The following is a 17,474-nucleotide window of genomic DNA, read 5'->3' as shown; positions in this document are numbered from 1 at the left end:
ATCTGGGTTTCCATCCAGCTATTCTCACGTCACTGGAGCTAAATAGATACCCCTTGCATGCATACAGTAAAAATTCCCCGGCCGTGCCACACTCTCACCCCTCAAAGCAGGTGGTTATGTCTTCTACAGAATGGGCCCAGGCGGCCCTGCAGTCGTTTGATGCGGTGGTCAGCGCCACCGAAGGTTTCCGCAGCCGCGCCGGGCAGAGGCTGATGGCCGAGCAGGTGGCGCGCACCTTCAGCAGCGCCACGCTGGGCAAGGTGGACGAAGAAAGTGGCGAGCCCGCGCCCACGCGCTCCATCGCCGTCATCCAGGCGGGCACGGGCGTGGGCAAGTCGCTGGCGTATTGCGCACCCGCCATTGCGCTGGCGCTGGCGCGGGGCACGCGGGTGTTGATCTCTACCGCCACGGTGGCGCTGCAGGAGCAACTGGTCAACAAGGACCTGCCTGCATTGGCCGCGCTGATGCCGCAGCCCTTCAAGTTTGCGCTGGCCAAAGGGCGCGGGCGCTATGTGTGCAAGCTCAAGCTCGACCGCCTCGCAGGCCATGGCGAGGCAGAAGAAGAGGGCGAAGACGACCTGTTTGCCGAGGAAGAAGCCGCCGCCCGCGCCAAGCGCCCCCGGCATGAGACCGAGGCGCGCATCCAGTTCTATTCCACGATGGCGCAGACGCTGGCCAAAGGCGCGTGGGATGGCGACCGCGACAGCCTCGATACGCCCCCCGAACCGGAAGTGTGGAGCCCCGTGGCGGCCGAGGGTGCGTCGTGCACGGGCAAGCACTGCCCGGCCTTCAGCCAGTGCACTTACTACGACAAGCGCAAGGAGCTGGTGGGTGCGCAAGTGATCGTGGCCAACCACGATTTGCTGCTGTCGTCCCTGGGCGCGCGCGTGCTGCCCGAGCTGGACAACTGCCTGCTGGTGCTGGACGAAGCCCACCATCTGCCATCGACCGCTCTGGATCAATTCGCGTGCAGCATGGACCTGTCGCGCATCACCTGGATCGAGCGCCTTGCCAGCCGGGGCCTGCGCATTGGGGCACTGCTGGAGGTGGAAGAGATTGCCGACATCCCCAAGCATTCGGCCCAGCTGCGGCAAACGTTGCAAGACCTGGCGCGCATCGTGATGGACGTGTATGGCGCCCAGCTCAAGAGCCAGAAGGACACCTGGGGCCCGGCGCGCGTGCGGGTGCCGCGCGGCGAACTGCCTGAACCACTCATTGCACCGTTGGGGCTTCTCGCGGCCAGCGCCGAGGGCTTTCTGGAAGCCCTGCGCGCCATCAGCAAGGCCCTGCGCGCCGAGATGCGAGACAAGCCGGACGAGGCCAAGCGCCTGTCCACGCTGTACGCGCAGATCGGCATGCTGGCCCCGCGCCTGGAAGAGCTGCACGCCACCGCGCAACTGCTGCTGCAGGACGCGCCCGAGGGCGCTGATCACACGTTTGTTCCCGCTGCCAAATGGTTCACGCTGGAGATGGATGGCGACTTCATCGTGGTCAAAGCCCACGCCAGCCCCATCCTGCCTGGCACCACGCTGCGCAACCACCTGTGGAGCGCGGTGCGCGGCGCGGTGCTCACCTCAGCCACGCTCACCAGCTGCGGGCACTTTGATTTCTTTCTGCGCGAGGCGGGTCTGCATGGCGACGAGGCAACCACAACACTGGAAGTGCCCAGCCCCTTCAACTACGCCGCGCAGGGCACGCTGATTGCGGCAGAGACCCGCGCCGACCCCAAGAACGCCGCGCAGTTCACTGCCGAAATGGTCGATGCGCTGCTGCACGACATTGCCCGCGTGGAATACGGCGCGCTGGTGCTGTTCACCTCGCGCGAGCAGATGCGCCAGGCGGTGGACGCGCTGCCCACCGCCATGCGCAGCGTGGTACTGGTGCAGAACGCGCTGCCGCGCACGCAGCTGCTGCGCCGCCACCGCGAGCGGGTGGAGAACGGCGAGCCCTCGGTCATCTTCGGCATGCAGTCGTTTGGCGAAGGGCTGGACTTGCCGGGGCGCCTGTGCGAATCGGTCTTCATCACCAAGCTGCCTTTTGCCCCGCCCGACGACCCCGTGGGCGAGGCCCGCGCCGAATGGCTGCGCGCCGTGGGGCGCGACCCGTTCAGCGAACTGGTGGTGCCCGCCACGGCGATTCGGCTGGCGCAATGGGTGGGCCGCGCCATCCGCACCGAAGAAGACATGGCGCATGTGTACTGCTACGACAAGCGCCTCACGCGCACCAGCTACGGGCAGCGCCTGCTCAAAGGGCTGCCGCCGTTTGCGCTGGAGCAACGCGCGCCGCTGTGAGCGCTGTAAAGTCGCCACCCCGTTTCACCACGACAACCAGAAAGAACCCCATGCCCCACACCGTGCCTGCCTGCCCCCAATGCGGCCTGGAAAACACCTATCCCGATGGCAGCAACTACGTGTGCCCCGACTGCGCGTTTGAATGGCCCCAGGTGGCCGACACGGCAGACACCGACGCCGATGCAGGCGAAGGCATCGTGCGTGATGCCGTACGTGATGCAAATGGCAACCCGCTGGCCGATGGCGACGCGGTGATTTTGGTGAAAGACCTCAAGGTCAAGGGCTCGTCGTCCACCCTCAAGAAGGGCACCAAGATCAAGAGCATCCGCTTGGTCGATGGGGCCGACGGCCACAACGTGGACTGCAAAACGGACCTGGGCAGCATGCTGCTGAAGTCAGAGTTTTTGAAGAAGGCCTGACAGCGCAGGCCACTGCCACGGGGTGTGCGCAGGTGTCAGACAACGCCCCACAGGCAGGCGCGCGGGCTGCCGACGCCGCTGCGCCGCGCTGCCTCCTACAGTGCATTGAAGTGCCTGGCCATCGCCACGCACCATCCCTTTGACACCGCTGGAGGCACCTGCCCATGACACACGATTCCCCCGCCCACGAAACGCTCTGGAAGCTCATCAAAGACATTCGTTTCGCCATGCTCACCCACCGCACGTCATCGGGCATGCTGCACGCCCACCCGCTGACCACGCAGAACCGCAAGGTGGATGAGAAGGGCGAACTGTATTTCTTCATTCCCCAATCGGGCGAGCTGTACGAGCGCCTGCTCACCGACGGGGAGGTCAATGTCTCGTATGCCGACCCCAGCGCAGACAGCTATGTTTCGCTGTCAGGCCAGGCACGTTTTTCAGACGACATGGCGCTGAAAGAAGCGCTGTGGTCGCCCGCTGCGCAGGCCTGGTTCCCAGGCGGCGTGTCGGACCCGGACCTGGCCCTGCTGGTGGTGCGCGTGCGCCACGCTGAGTACTGGGATGTGGACGAAGCCAAGATCACCCAGCTGTTCAAGATGGCCAAGGCCGTGGTTAGCGGCGAACCACCGCGCAGCCTGGGTGAGCACAAGGAACTGGCGATGCCCTGAGGCGACGAGCCCACCGGGGCGGACAGCGCCCCTGCACACCCCGCCCGCCGGGCCGAAGGCCGGCCGTTGTACCCTTGGGGCCAGCCCCTTGCGTTTGCCTGCCTTCCCCCATGCCCCCCATTGCTGTCATCGACTTTGAAACCACCGGCATGTCGCCCAGCCAGGGTGCGCGGGCGACCGAGGTGGCCATCGTGCTGCTGGAGGGCGGCCAGGTGGTGGACCGTTTTCAAAGCCTGATGAAAACCGGGGCGTGGATTCCGCCCTTCATCACCGAGCTGACGGGCATCAGCAACGCCATGCTTCAGGATGCGCCCAGTGCTGACGCCGTGATGCGCGATGCGGCGCGCTTTGTGGGCAAGGCGCCCATGGTGGCGCACAACGCGTCGTTTGACAGCAAGTTCTGGCAGGCCGAGCTGCAACTCGCCGATGTGCCCGCGCCGCAGCCTTTTGCCTGCACGGTGCTGCTGTCGCGCCGCCTGTACCCCGATGCCCCCACGCACAAGCTGGGGCCGCTGGTGCAGCACCTGGGCCTGCCGCGTGCCGAGCGCGCCCACCGGGCGCTGGCCGATGCCGAGATGGCCGCCGCGCTGCTGGCCCGCATGCAGCACGACCTGACCACCCAGTGGCAGCTGCCCACCGCCGACTTTGCGCAGCTGCAAGCCGTGCAGCGCTGCACGCGCAAAACCCTGGCGCAATGGCTGGCCCGGCAGGCCCACAACGCCCAGGCCGCCAGCGCGGTGAAAGCAACCCCCCGTGCAATGGCGGCCACGCCACAAATACCTCTGCTATTTAATTGATAGCTGCTGGCGCTTACCCCATAAGCGCTGGAGGCCTTTTTCATTGAAATCACTGAGCCTGAGGCGTGAGGTGCACTGGGGGTGAGGTGCCCAGGTGTCGGGTTCTTGCCTACGGGTGCAAATGGTTACCACGGCGGCGGCGGGCGCTGGCTACGATGCCGCCCGGAGGACCCCAACCCGATGACCCAGACCGCCCCGGCAACGCCCTGCCTGGCCAAGGTCCCGCTGGACGCGGACCGCCAGGCGTACGCGCTGCTCATCGTGCATGCCGACCGCGCCATCGCGCCCCAGCCCGCGCTGCGCCAGGTGGTGGAGTTTGAGAGCACGCCGCACGGCGGCTTCATCAGCGCGGCGCAGGCGCACGACGGGGGCTGGGGCTACATCAACGAACAGGGCCAGTGGCTGGTGCCGCCCACGCTGGACAACGCGCGCGGCTTTACTGAAGACGGCGTGGCCCGCTTTTGCCGGGCTGGCCGCTGGGGCTACCTCAACCTGCTGGGCCAGGAAGTGATTGCGCCGCAGTTTGACGACGCACGCCCTCTGCGCAATGGCCTGGCTGCCGTCAAGACAGGGCCGCATGCCTGGCGCATCATCGACCTGCAAGGCCAGTTCACCTGCGCCGCCACGTTTGCCGACCTGGGCAACTTTGGCGCGGTGGGGCTGGCCCCCGCCCAGCCCTGGGACCCCGACCGCGACCTGCCGCTGTGGGGCTATGTGGACCACCGGGGCCAGTGGGTGGTGGCGCCGCGCTTTGCGCAGGCGCACAGCTTCGACGAACAGGCCGTGGCAGCGGTGTCGGCCAACGGCAAGACCTGGGGCCTCATCAACGCGCAGGGGCAATGGGTGCTGCAGCCCTGCCACGCACGCATGGATGCCTTCAACAGCGAAGCGCTGGCCTACTACGCCGACGCCGCCACGGGTGAAGGCCCCTGCGGCTACCTGAACACGCGGGGCAAGGTGGCGGTGCGGGGCGGGCAGGGCCTGTCGCACCAGATGGCGTGCGGGCTGGTGGCAGACCGTACCCACGAAACACGTTTTTTTGACCTGCACGGCGCCCCGCTGCCAGGCCCGGCGCTGAGCTACGCCACCGACTTTCAGCCCGAGCTGGAATGCGCTGTGGCAAGGCTTGCCAGTGCGACATCACCCGATGCCAACCCCTGGGGCTTGCTGCACACCGACGGCCGGTTGGTGCCTGCACCGCAAGGCCTGCGGGAGCCGCTGACGCAGAGCGATGGCTCCATTCCCCCCACCCAGCCCGACACCGCGCTGGTGCCCTTTCTGGCCAGCGATGGGCAGGTGGTGTGGATCGACAGGGAAGGGCAGGTGGTTTGGCGCGCCCGTTATGACGGCGGACAAGTCATTTTTTGCAACGCGCAAGATCAGATTCTGTGGCGCAGCCCAGTCGCCGCCAGCCACCGCGCGCCACGCGCGTTTTTCCAGCCCCACGCGGCAGACTGGCTGGAACACCTGGAAGGCCTGGACCACATCGTCCCCGCCGCCACGGCACTGGCACACGAAGCCGAAAGCCGCCTGCACGCATGGGCCCAGGCGCAAGAGCCATACGCAGCACAGCCCCTGGCCCAGCAACGCGTGGTGCACACCCACCTGGGCCCAGCACAGCGCAAGGCCTACCCGTTCATGGAGGCAAGCTTGCACGACGCACTGGCCCACGCCCGGCAGGCATTGGTGCAGCACCTGCAAGCGCAGTGGGGCGTGGCCGACCCCGACCCCGAACACGCAGCGCCCGCGCAGAGCCTGGGCACGCCCCTGGCCGCATGGCGGCGGCCTTTGCAAACCCCCTTGGCCCCCAGCCCCACCAGCGGCGAGTGGGTGCACCTGCCGGAAGCGAATGCGCTGTGGATCAGCCTCTACCCGCAGACCGGTGCCGACGAAAGCGGCGCCTGGTGGTCGCTGTGGTTGATGGCCGCCCCCAGCGTGGACGCTCTGCTGGCCGCACAGCACGCGCGCGATGCGGTGCTGGCGCACACCGCCGCCCCCTTGCTGGACACCGCCAAGGAGGCAGAAAGCACCGAGGCGCCCACCACCCGCGCAGCGTGGCTGGCCACTGTGCTGAACCAGCCGCAAGCCCTGGGCCAGATGCCCGCCGCGTGGCTGGACGACGCCATGGTCGATGCTGCCCTGCAAGCCCACCCCGCCGCACTGGCCCAGGTGCCTGCTGCCTTGCAAACCCCTGCGCGGCTGGAGGCCCTGCTGCGCCGGGGTGTGGAGGTGGCGGTGCAGATCCCGCCCCACTGCATGACCCGCGACGCCCTGCTGCTGGCCCGCGAACTGTACGCGGGCGACCCCACCTGGGACGCGCGGGATGAGCGCTGCACCCAGCCCCTGGCGCAGCCCACGGCGCCCGTGTGGGGCTGCCTGCTCACGCCAGAACAGGCGCTGCACGCGGTACGGGCCGGTGTGCCTTTGTGCGATGTGCCCCGCTGGCTGCGCACCGATGCCCTGGAGCAGGCGGCGCTGGACGCTGACATCGCCAACCTGGCGCACCTGGCCCCCAGCCAGATCACGCCCGCGCTGGCCCAGCGCGCCGTGCTGCACGCCAACGGCCGCCTCATCCGGCATGTGCCTGCAGAACTGGTCACGCCAGCGTTGTGCCTGGCATCGGCACAGGCGAACGGGTTGACGCTGCAAGACATTCCCCCGCCACTGCGCAGCCTGGAAGTGTGCGTGGCCGCGCTGGAAGACCAGCCCGACATGTTCCCCCAGGTGCCTACCGAACTGGCCGTGGCAGTGACCACCGCGCTGATCGACAACGACCTGGACCGCGCCCGCGAGCAGGGCGCACCTCGCGAGGGCAGCGCCTGGCATGTGGCGCGGGCCTGGGCCCAACTGGCCGTGAACCAACCCCAGGCGGCCATTGCCGACGCCCTGCGGGGCCTGCCGCATGTGCCAGCGCCCCAGCACGCCCACTACGTGCTGGCCCGCGCCTACCAGGCGCTGGGCCACACCGCGCTGGCGGCGCTGGCGGCCTGCAGCGTGCTGTCGCTGCAGTCGCCCTACCGGCCCGCATGGGGCCCCACAGAAGACACGGGCTGGCTCACCGCCCTGGCGCGCTGGCACATGGGCCATGCCGACGAAGCCACCCTCATCCACCAGCTGGCGCTGCACCCGCAAACCCTGGCCGATATGCCGCGTGCGCGCATCACCCCCGCCATGGTGGACGCAGCCCTGGCAGCGGACCCTGCCACGGTGCGCTGGGTGCCCAAGCGGCTGATGACGCCCGCCCACTACGCCGTGGCACTGCGCGTGGGCGTGAAGCGGCCTGAGGACGTTCCACCCGCCATGGTCATGGCCCTGGACCAGGCTACCCAGGCACAGCCCGCTGCCAGCGCACCGGCCATCCCCGCACCACGCTCAGTGCAAGCAGAGCGCCGCGCAGAGCCCCCCGCAGAAGCCCCGCGCCACCCATACCCAGGCACCCCGCACGGGCGCGCAGCCACGCCATGGGCCTGGTGGCTGCTGGGCACCGTGCTGCGCAGCGCCGTGGGCCACCCCGCCAGCGCGCGGGGTCTGGTGCACTGGCTGGAACAGCGTCCGCTGGCCGCGTCTGCGCTGCATGCCCTGCTGAGCCTGCTGGCCGTGGCGCTGCACACCACCGTGTCGGTGGCCGTGTGGCTGGCCGAAGGGTCCGAAGCCGGGCTGGGCACCTTTGTGCTGGTGGGCTTTGCCGACGCCTACTGGGCCTGGCAATTCGCCTGGGAGGCCACCCGCCCCAGCCTGACCCTGGCCGCCAGCGCGGTGGTGCTGTACCTGGTGGTGTGGTGCCCGCTGTACCGCAAGGCCGCGCGCGCGCTCGGCCACCCCCGGCAAACCAGCAGCTGACTGCGCCCCGCTTTGCGGCGGCCGGTGGCACAAATCAGTATCATTTTGATAGCTGCTGGCGCTTGACCCACAAGCGTTAGAAGCGCTTTTCGCCTAAAAACGCGTTCCTCTCAGCCATCCCTAAGTTGTGGCTACTGGGGCCTGCATTCGCGGCAAGCCTCCCACATTCAGTTACAACACGGGTATGCAGCAAGGCACGCACGGGTCACTTGCTACAATTTTGAAAATTTTGATAAAAATGTTTTTCTACTAGCCAGCCGCCCTGTTTGACTCTGTTTGACAGACCCCCGGCCAGCCACTGACTGTGCAACGCCCATGAAACGAGGCTCACCCCCTCGCCAGCGCACGCTGCGGCCCCTGGTCATTTCCTGGCTGCTCGCTGGCATCACCAGCGCCTATGCGCAGGCAGACATGGTCGATCTGCCACTGGAACAGTTGATGCAGATGCAGGTGACCACCGCCAGCCGCTACGCACAAACCGCGCTAGAAGCCCCGGCGACCGTCAGCGTGGTCACCGCCGAGGACATCCGCCTTTTTGGCTACCGCTCACTGGCCGAGGTGCTGGCCAGCATGCGCGGGCTGTATGTGTCTTACGACCGCGCCTACCACTACCTGGGCACCCGGGGCTTTGCCACGCCGGGCGACTACAACACGCGCGTGCTGTTGCTGGTCAACGGGGTGCGGCTCAACGACAACCTCTACGACCAGGCCAATATTGGCACCGACTTCCCGATAGATCTGGACCTGATCGAGCGGGTGGAGTTTGTCTCCGGGCCGGGCTCGGCGGTGTACGGGGCCAACGCCTTCTTTGGCGTGGTCAACGTCATCACGCGCGACGGGCGCCAGTTGCCCGGGCCCCAGGTGGCTGTGGAAGCGGGCAGCCAGGGCAGTGCCAAGGCGCGCCTGTCGGTGGGCACCGTGGATGCCTACGGCGGCGACTGGCTGGTGGCAGCCACCCGGGCCACGCGCCGGGGCGCAGACCTTTACTTCCCAAGCTACGACGCCCCCAACAGCAACCACGGCGTGGCCCAGGGGCTGGACTTTGACCGCAGCACCCAGCTGTTTGCCCGCATGCGCCGCGATGGCCTGGCGCTGACCCTGGCACATGCCGAGCGCCACAAGGGCGTGCCCACGGCCGCGTTCTCGCAGGTGTTCAACGACCCGCGCTCCCAGTTCACCGACCAGAGCACCCGCCTGGCAGCCGAGTACACCGCGCAGGTCTCGCCCACGCTGGCCTTCACCGGCCGTGCCCACGCAGCGCGCTACCAGTACGTGGGCGACTATGTGTACGACTACCCACCGCTCACCATCAACCGCGACGTGGGCACCGGGCAGTGGTGGGGCGGCGAATTGCAGTGGGTGAGCACCGCCCTGGCACGCCACAAGCTGGTGTGGGGCCTGGACTACCGGCGCGACACGCGCATCACCCAGACCAACGCCGACCTGGACCCACCGGCCGAGTACCTGAACGCCCGGCGCACAGGCGACGTGGCAGGCGTGTATGTGCAGGACGAATTCGCCTTGCAACCCAACCTGACGCTGCACACCGGCCTGCGCTGGGGCAAGCAGACGGGCAGCTCCGGCACGCTGAACCCGCGGCTGGGGCTGGTGTACTGGTGGAACCCGGCCACCGCCATCAAGCTGCTGCACGGCACCGCCTACCGGCCACCCAACGCATACGAGCGCGACTACCGCGTGGACATGCCCGGCGGCATTGTGGACAGCCCGCATGTCCGCTCGGAGCGTGTGCGCACCACCGAGCTGGCGCTGGAGCACGCCCCCTCCGGCGGCACACGCTACCTGCTGACGGCCTTCCGCTCTGAAGTGAAAGACCTCATTTCGATGAGCGCTGCAGCAAGCATCGACCGCTTCCTGCTGGACAACACGCGCTCGGTCAAAGTGCACGGCGTGGAAGCCGAGCTGGAGCAGCGCTGGCAAGCCGGGCAGCGCCTGCGCCTGGTGTATGGCTGGCAAAAGGCGCGCGACTCTTCCGTGGATGGCACGCTGAGCAACTCGCCCCGCCATTTGCTCAAAGCGCAGTGGTCTGACACGGTGAGCGCAGCCCCCACCAGCGCCTGGGGCCGGGGCCGTTATGCCATCGAAGCCATTGGCGTGGGGCCACGCAGCACCTCCAGAGGAACCAACCTGCCGGGGCACCTCCTCACCAATGTGAACTATTCCATGCGCATCTCGCAGGTGGATGTGTCGCTGGGCATCTACAACCTGTTCAACCAGCGGCATTACAGCGCCACATCGCTGGAAATACGGGACGACGCCCTGCGGCAGGACGGGCGCACCTTCCGCGTGAAGCTCACTTACGCGTTCTGAGCCATGCACACCTTCCTGCGCTCCTGCGGCAAGCCACTGTGGTGGCTGGGCCTGCTGTGCGGCGCCTGGACTGCGGTGCACAGCGCAGAGCCTGTGGCAGAGCAGGACCTGAAGGCGGCCTACATCTTCAACTTCATCCAGTTCATCGAATGGCCCGAAAAGCAGGGAAGCGGCAACGAGTTCACCGTCTGTGTATCGCCTTTCAGCCCGTTGAAGCGCTCGCTCACGGCGCTGGAAAACAAGCAGACCACCCGGGGCCAGACCATCAAGATCCGGCACCTGGAAGCCGCCACCCTGCCGGAGTGCGAAGCCCTGATCGTGCACAACCCTGATGCCGAACGTGTCTTGCGCGCTCTGCGGGCCGCACCGCAGGGCCACGGCGTGCTGACGATTGCCGACGACATGACGTTTGTGGACCCCGACATCGTGATCGTGCTGGCGCAATCCGAAGGGCGCGTGGTGTTCCACATCCACCCCGAAGCGGCCACCAAGGCCGGCCTCACCATCAGTTCCCGGCTGCTGCGCCTGGCCAAAGGCTCCCGATGAAAAGCAAGGCATCCCCCACATCCACCGTGGCCCTGCAGTTGCAGCCGCTGCTGCTGTCGTCCAAGCTGGTCGTCACGGGCATCTGGACGGCTGGGCTGGCACTGCTCACGGTGGTGCTGGCGCTCACGGCGGTGGATTACTGGAGTGCACGCGCCTCCATGCTGCAAGACAGCGCCGTGGAGGCCGCCATCGTGGCCGACAACGTCTCGGCCGCCGTGGTGTTCCGCGACACCGAAACCGCCACCGAGATGCTGACTGCACTGCGCTCATCGTCCATGGTACTCAGTGCCGGTGTGTATGACCGCGACGGCGTGCTGTTTGCACACTACGCCCGCTCGCGCGACCCCCACTTCCCCACCACCTTGCGCGCCACGGGCATGGACAGCATTGCCGAGCGCGCCGGGTGGACCATGCTGGAGATCACGCACCCCATCCACGGCGCGGATGCCGAAGTGGGCACCCTGTACGTGCGCAAGTCGATGGAGGCTGTGTACAAGCGCCTGGGCTTTCGCTTTCTGAGCGCTTCGCTCATCGCCGCCTGTGTGATGGCATTGGCCACGGCCATTGTGCTGCGCAGCCGCGCAGTGGTGCGCGAGGCCGAAAACCGCCTGCAGGTGCTGGCCCACACCGATGCCATCACCGGCGTGAACAACCGCCATGCCTTCAACGAGCGGCTGGCCGCAGAGCTTGAACTGGCACGCAGCACGGACCAGCGGGTGGCTCTGGTGTACATCGACCTGGACAACTTCAAGACGATCAACGACACCTTCGGCCACGCAGCGGGCGACGGGCTGCTGCGCCAGGTGGCCAGCCGCCTGCAGTCGGTGATGCGCCGCAGCGACAGCCTCTCGCGCATGGGTGGCGATGAATTCGCCGTGATCCTGCGCCAGAACATGGATGACGAGGCCCTGAGTCAGTACGGCGAGCGGATCATCAGCGTCTTTGAGCTCCCCTATACCGAAGCCGGTCAGCAGGTGAACGTGACGTGCAGCGCCGGCATTGCGTCCTTTCCCGACGACGCTCCGGACATGGATGCCCTGGTCAGCAACGCAGACACGGCGATGTACCGCGCCAAGGAGCTGGGCAAGAACCGCTGCGTGCGCTTTGACGCGTCGATGAACCAGGCCATGGTGCGCCGCCAGGCGATCGAGCAAGCGCTGCGCGCCGAGCTGGAAGGCGGCCACGGCCTGGCGCTGCATTACCAGCCGCTGTTTAGCGCGCGCGACAAAGCCCTGGTGGGCGCCGAAGCCCTGCTGCGGTGGACGCATGCCGAGCTGGGCAACGTGCCCCCGCTGGAGGCGATTTCAGTGGCGGAAGACTGCGGCCTCATCGTGCCGCTGGGCTACTGGGTGCTGCGCACGGCGTGCCGTGACGCATCGCGCTGGCAGGGCAGACACGCCCACCCACTGCGCGTGGCCGTGAACATTTCGGCCCGCCAGCTGGGCGACCCGCAGTTTCTGGAGCAGGTGATGGACATCCTGCGCGAAGAGAAGCTGCCTGCCGACTTGCTGGAGATCGAGCTGACCGAAACCGTGCTGATGGAAAACATGGAAGCCGGCGCGTACACGCTGCACCGCCTGAGCCAGCTCGGCATCCACCTGGCGATTGACGATTTTGGTACCGGGTATTCGTCGCTGGCCTACCTGCGCCAGCTCCCCATGCGGCGCCTGAAGATCGACCGCAGTTTCGTGCGCGACCTGCCCGCGCAAGAGCACAGCCGCAAAATCGTCACCGCCATCGTGGCACTGGCGCACGGCCTGGGGCTGGAAGTCACCGCCGAAGGCGTGGAAACGCTGGAACAGGCCGAGTACCTGGTGGAGCAGGGCTGCGATGTGCTGCAAGGCTATGCCTTTGCGCGGCCCATGCCCGTGCAGCAGTTTGTGGAGCTGCAGGCTTCGCACTGACGGCATTGCATGTGTCACTGCGCATGACCTTGCACCGCCCGCAAGGCACCATGCCCAGGAGCCGGTGCTAGCATCTCCCACCTATGCAACGCACCCTGCGCCTGTCCCCACTATCGCTAAGCCTACTAGTGCTTGGCCGGGGTCTGCACGCGTTCGCACACCCGGCTGCCACCTCGCGCAGCCGTTGAACCACCCGACATCCCCCTGACCCCGGCCCCCACACCAGCTCTTGTGCCATGCGCAAGGGGCTGCAGGGGACGTCATCCGATTTGTTTCTGATGACCCGTGCCGGGGCTGCTGCCAATGACGCACCCAGAGCGTGCTACCGCAGCCCGGCACCACCGAAGTGGAGCCTTGCCATGATGATCGCCAAACCCGCCACCAAATACCAAGCCATGGCCCCCGTGGCATTGCCCGACCGCCAGTGGCCCAGCCGCAGCATCACCCGCGCGCCGCGCTGGCTTTCCACCGATCTGCGCGACGGCAACCAGGCGCTGTTTGAGCCCATGAACGGCGAACGCAAGATGAAGCTCTTTTTGGAGCTGGTACGCATCGGCTTCAAGGAAATCGAGGTCGGCTTTCCGGCCGCCTCGCAGACCGACTTTGACTTCGTGCGCCGCCTCATTGACGAAGACCTCATCCCCGAGGACGTGACCCTCATGGTCATGACCCAGTCGCGCGAAGACCTGATTGCGCGCACCGTTGAAGCGGTCAAAGGTGCACCGCGCGCCATCGTGCACCTGTACAACGCCACCGCGCCCGCCTGGCGGCGCATGGTGTTCGGCATGAACGTCACGCAGGTGATGCAGCTCATCACCCACCATGTGGGTTACCTCAAGCAGCTCACCGATGCGCGGCCCGAAACGCAATGGACGCTGCAGTATTCCCCCGAAACCTTCAGCGCCACCGAGCTGCATGTTTCGCTCAAGGCCTGCCAGGCCGCCATTGCCGCGTGGAACGCCGGGCCCGGCCGCCCCATCATCATCAACCTGCCCACCACGGTGGAAAACGCCACGCCCAACGTGTTTGCCGACCAGATCGAGTGGATGGACCGCCACCTGAGCCCGCGCGAGCACATCGTGCTGTCGGTACACACCCACAACGACCGGGGCACCGGCGTGGCCGCCGCCGAGCTGGCCGTGATGGCGGGCGCCCAGCGCGTCGAAGGCTGCCTGTTTGGCAACGGCGAGCGCTGCGGCAACATGGACATCGTGACCATGGCGCTGAACCTGTACACCCAGGGCGTGCACCCGCAGCTTGATTTTTCCAACATCACCGCCGTGGCACGCGTGGCCGAGGAATGCACGGGTATCCCCATCCACCCGCGCCACCCGTACGCGGGCGACCTGGTGTTCACCGCGTTCTCAGGCTCGCACCAGGATGCGATCAAGAAAGGCTTTGCGGCGCAAGACCCGGATGCGCTGTGGGAAGTGCCCTACCTGCCCATCGACCCGGCCGATCTGGGCCGCACCTACGACAGCGTGATCCGCGTGAACAGCCAGTCGGGCAAGGGCGGCATTGCGTTCTTGCTGGAGCGCGAACACGGCGTGGTGATGCCGCGCCGCATGCAGGTGGAGTTCAGCGCCGTGGTGCAGCGCCACACCGACGCGAGCGAAACCGAGATGGGCGCCGCGCAACTGTGGGAACTGTTCCAGGCCACCTACCTGCGCGCCCCGGCCGCACCCGCCGTGGTGTGCCACAGCCACCGGCTGGACGAAGACGGCCAGGGCATTGAGCTGGACGTGACGGTGCAGGGCGTGCGCCAGACCTTGCGCGGCCAGGGCAACGGCCCCATTGCCGCCACGGTGGACGCCCTGGGCCTGCCGCTGCGCGTGGACCACTACGAAGAACGCGCCACCGGCAGCGGTGCCAACGCGCAGGCGCTGGCCATTGTGGAAGCCGCCATGGAGGGCGTGAACGGTGCCACCTTTGGCGCGGGCATGAGCCACAACATCGTGACCGCATCGGTCAACGCCATCGTGAGCGTGGCCAACCGCCTGGCACAACGGCTGCCGCACCAGGCTGGCGCTGCTGCTGCTGCGCACGCCTGAACCATCGGCCTTTTTTTGCTATATAAAACATAGCTGCCAGCGCTTATCCAGCAAGCGCTGCAGCCTTTTTTTATTCAATAACCCTGCAGCCCCCCGCAGGATTGGCAAGGGCCCACGGCATCCGTTACCCTTCGGCCCATGCGAGCCCTTTCCTGTTCACTGCTGCTGGCGGCCACTGTGGCCCTGGTCGGTTGCAGCACTCCACCCACCCCATCGCCCAGCGCCACGGGGGGCTGGCCCACACAGCGCTCGGCAGCGCCCACGCTGTCTGACGAGCAGGCCCACGGCATTGCCATCCACGCCCTGGGGCTGGTGGGCACGCCCTACCGCTACGGGGGCAACACACCGGACTCGGGCTTTGACTGCAGCGGGCTCATTGGCTATGTGTACCGCAACCAGGTGGGCTCCGCGCCGCCACGCACCGTGGCGCAACTGAGCAGCTGGGGCCAGGTGATTGACCGCAGCGAACGGCGCACCGGCGACCTGGTGGTGTTTGGCCGGGGCCGCAACCCTTCGCACGCCGGCATCTACGTGGGCGAAGGCCGCTTCGTGCATGCGCCTTCCACCGGCGGCGAGGTGCGCATGGACCACCTGGAATCCAAGTACTGGGCGAAGCAAAACGCCTCGTTTCGCAGGCCCTGAATTCGGCCGCCCTGAGCTGCTTCGCCGCGCCGCGCGACAATCGGGGGCATGACCCACGCACACCGCTCCGCCACCCCCGTTTCCACCCACGACACCACGCGCATTGATGACACGCGCATCAAGGCCGTGCGCCCGCTCATCACGCCCGCGCTGCTGCAAGAGTGGCTGCCGCCCACCGAAGCCGCGCTGGCGCTGGTGGAATCGAGCCGCGCCGCCATCTCGCGCGTGCTGCACGGGCAGGACGACCGGCTGGTGGTGGTGGTGGGCCCGTGCTCCATCCACGACCACGCCCAGGCCATGGAATATGCCCATGCCCTGAAGGTGCAGGCCGATGCGCTGCAGGACGACCTGCTGGTGGTGATGCGCGTGTACTTTGAAAAGCCCCGCACCACCGTGGGCTGGAAGGGCTACATCAACGACCCGCACCTGGACGGCAGCTTCGCCATCAACGAAGGGCTGGAGCTGGCGCGCAAGCTGCTGCTGGATGTGCTGGCCACCGGCCTGCCCGTGGGCACCGAGTTTCTGGACCTGCTGTCGCCGCAATTCATCAGCGACCTGGTGAGCTGGGGTGCCATTGGCGCGCGCACCACCGAGAGCCAGAGCCACCGCCAGCTGGCCAGCGGCCTGAGCTGCCCCGTGGGCTTCAAGAACGGCACCGACGGTGGCGTGAAAGTGGCGAGCGACGCCATCCAGGCCGCGCAGGCCTCGCACGCCTTCATGGGCATGACCAAGATGGGCCAGGCCGCGATTTTTGAAACCCGCGGCAACCAGGACTGCCACGTGATCCTGCGCGGCGGCAAGCAACCCAACTACAGCGCCGCCGATGTGGATGCCACCTGCGCTGTGCTCAAGGCCGCTGGCCTGCGCGAGCAGGTGATGATCGACGTGAGCCATGCCAACAGCAGCAAGCAGCACCAGCGCCAGATCACCGTGGCGCAAGACGTGGCTGGCCAGATTGCGGCGGGCGACCACCGCATCACCGGATTGATGATTGAAAGCCACCTGCAGGAAGGCCGCCAGGACATCGTGCCCGGCCAGGCGCTGCAAAAAGGCGTGTCGGTGACGGACGCCTGCATCAGCATGGCCCAGACCGTGCCGGTGCTGCAGGAACTGGCCGCCGCCGTGCGCGCCCGCCGGGCCCAACGCGCAGCGGCATAAGCGCAGGGCTGGGGCTGCCCACCCACCTCACAGGCTGAAGGGAACAAGAGGGCCAGGAACGGGCACAGCGTCTGCCAGCCCCAATGTGCGCGCGCACTTGTTGCAAGGTGTAGCATTGGCGCCGAGCGCCCCCGAGCTTGTCCATCCTTTCCTGGCGGGGCCCAGGCCATTCCATGCTGGTGAATTTTTCTGATCGACCACTGCCGATACACCGCACGCCATCCCCATGGAGGTCTGTGTGACCATGGCCGCGTTGCAGTCCTCACGCCTGCCCTCCGCCGATGCCGCCAGGCTGCGGGCGCTGGCAGAGTACGCAATCCTGGACACTGACCACGAAGATTCTTTCGACCAGCTGGCCGTGCTGGCGGCACGGCTGTGCAGCGTGCCCATGGCGGTGGTGAATTTTCTGGATGCCGAGCGGCAGTGGTTCAAGGCCGCCGTGGGCGTGCCCATGCGCGAAACGCCGCGCGCCGTGGCGTTTTGCGACCACGCCTTGCGCAACCCGCACCAGCCCACCGTGGTGGAAGACGCGACCCGGCACCCCATTTTTTCCACCTACCCTTCGGTGGTGGGTGAGCCCCACATCCGCTTTTACGCCTGCATCCCCCTCGTCACGGACGAAGGCCATGCCCTGGGCACCCTGGCGGTGATGGACACACGCTGCCGGGGGCTGGCGGCGGAGGAATTGCAAGCGCTGCAGATGCTGGCCCGCCAGACCATGGACCAGCTGGAACTGCGCAAGCAAAAACTGCAGCTGTCCCTGGCGCTGCAAGAGCGCGAACAGATGCGTGCCGCGCTGCAAGCGCAAAACAACGTGCTGCAGGCCGCGG

11 protein-coding genes and 1 pseudogene are annotated in these 17,474 nt (G+C 67.1%); all 12 read left to right on the top strand.

The window, feature by feature from the left end; translation table 11 throughout:
* Positions 1-116: 116 nt before the first annotated feature.
* Entirely contained in the window at positions 117-2,291 is a 2,175-nt protein-coding gene (gene dinG / locus IHV84_RS16655; RefSeq protein WP_198847694.1) for an ATP-dependent DNA helicase DinG, read from the top strand.
* A gap of 50 nt (positions 2,292-2,341) precedes the next feature.
* Positions 2,342-2,710 (top strand): zinc ribbon domain-containing protein YjdM, encoded by a 369-nt coding sequence (locus IHV84_RS16650; RefSeq protein ID WP_198847693.1) that lies wholly within the window; start codon positions 2,342-2,344, stop codon positions 2,708-2,710.
* A 164-nt stretch (positions 2,711-2,874) separates the two neighbouring features.
* Positions 2,875-3,378 (top strand): pyridoxamine 5'-phosphate oxidase family protein, encoded by a 504-nt coding sequence (locus IHV84_RS16645; protein ID WP_142082616.1) that lies wholly within the window; start codon positions 2,875-2,877, stop codon positions 3,376-3,378.
* A 110-nt stretch (positions 3,379-3,488) separates the two neighbouring features.
* Positions 3,489-4,175, top strand: coding sequence for a PolC-type DNA polymerase III (locus IHV84_RS16640; protein ID WP_198847692.1), 687 nt, complete (start codon positions 3,489-3,491; stop codon positions 4,173-4,175).
* 180 nt (positions 4,176-4,355) lie between these two features.
* Positions 4,356-8,015: a WG repeat-containing protein gene (locus IHV84_RS16635; RefSeq protein WP_198847691.1), complete on the top strand. Its 3,660-nt coding sequence runs from the start codon at positions 4,356-4,358 to the stop codon at positions 8,013-8,015.
* A gap of 315 nt (positions 8,016-8,330) precedes the next feature.
* On the top strand, positions 8,331-10,343 hold the full coding sequence (locus IHV84_RS16630) for a TonB-dependent siderophore receptor (protein WP_233100080.1): 2,013 nt from the start codon (positions 8,331-8,333) through the stop codon (positions 10,341-10,343).
* 3 nt (positions 10,344-10,346) lie between these two features.
* Entirely contained in the window at positions 10,347-10,889 is a 543-nt protein-coding gene (locus IHV84_RS16625; RefSeq protein WP_198847690.1) for a YfiR family protein, read from the top strand.
* Positions 10,886-12,793 carry a bifunctional diguanylate cyclase/phosphodiesterase gene (locus IHV84_RS16620; RefSeq protein ID WP_198847689.1) on the top strand — a complete coding sequence of 636 codons (1,908 nt, stop codon included), beginning with the start codon at positions 10,886-10,888 and terminating at the stop codon, positions 12,791-12,793. The genes IHV84_RS16625 and IHV84_RS16620 overlap by 4 nt, the downstream gene beginning before the upstream one ends.
* A gap of 362 nt (positions 12,794-13,155) precedes the next feature.
* Positions 13,156-14,844 (top strand): 2-isopropylmalate synthase, encoded by a 1,689-nt coding sequence (leuA, locus tag IHV84_RS16615; protein WP_198847695.1) that lies wholly within the window; start codon positions 13,156-13,158, stop codon positions 14,842-14,844.
* 138 nt (positions 14,845-14,982) lie between these two features.
* A complete protein-coding gene (locus tag IHV84_RS16610) occupies positions 14,983-15,486 on the top strand; it encodes a C40 family peptidase (protein ID WP_198847688.1) in 504 nt (167 codons plus the stop codon).
* A gap of 48 nt (positions 15,487-15,534) precedes the next feature.
* The gene (locus tag IHV84_RS16605; protein WP_198847687.1) at positions 15,535-16,644 is read left to right on the top strand and encodes a 3-deoxy-7-phosphoheptulonate synthase; all 1,110 of its coding nucleotides are present in this window, start codon (positions 15,535-15,537) and stop codon (positions 16,642-16,644) included.
* A gap of 226 nt (positions 16,645-16,870) precedes the next feature.
* Positions 16,871-17,302, top strand: a pseudogene (locus IHV84_RS20835) (GAF domain-containing protein); the annotation flags it as partial.
* Positions 17,303-17,474: the final 172 nt, after the last annotated feature.

This window comes from Acidovorax sp. IB03 (assembly GCF_016406015.1).
Taxonomy (GTDB): domain Bacteria; phylum Pseudomonadota; class Gammaproteobacteria; order Burkholderiales; family Burkholderiaceae_C; genus Acidovorax; species Acidovorax temperans.
This window is presented reverse-complemented; position numbering and strand designations above follow the sequence as displayed.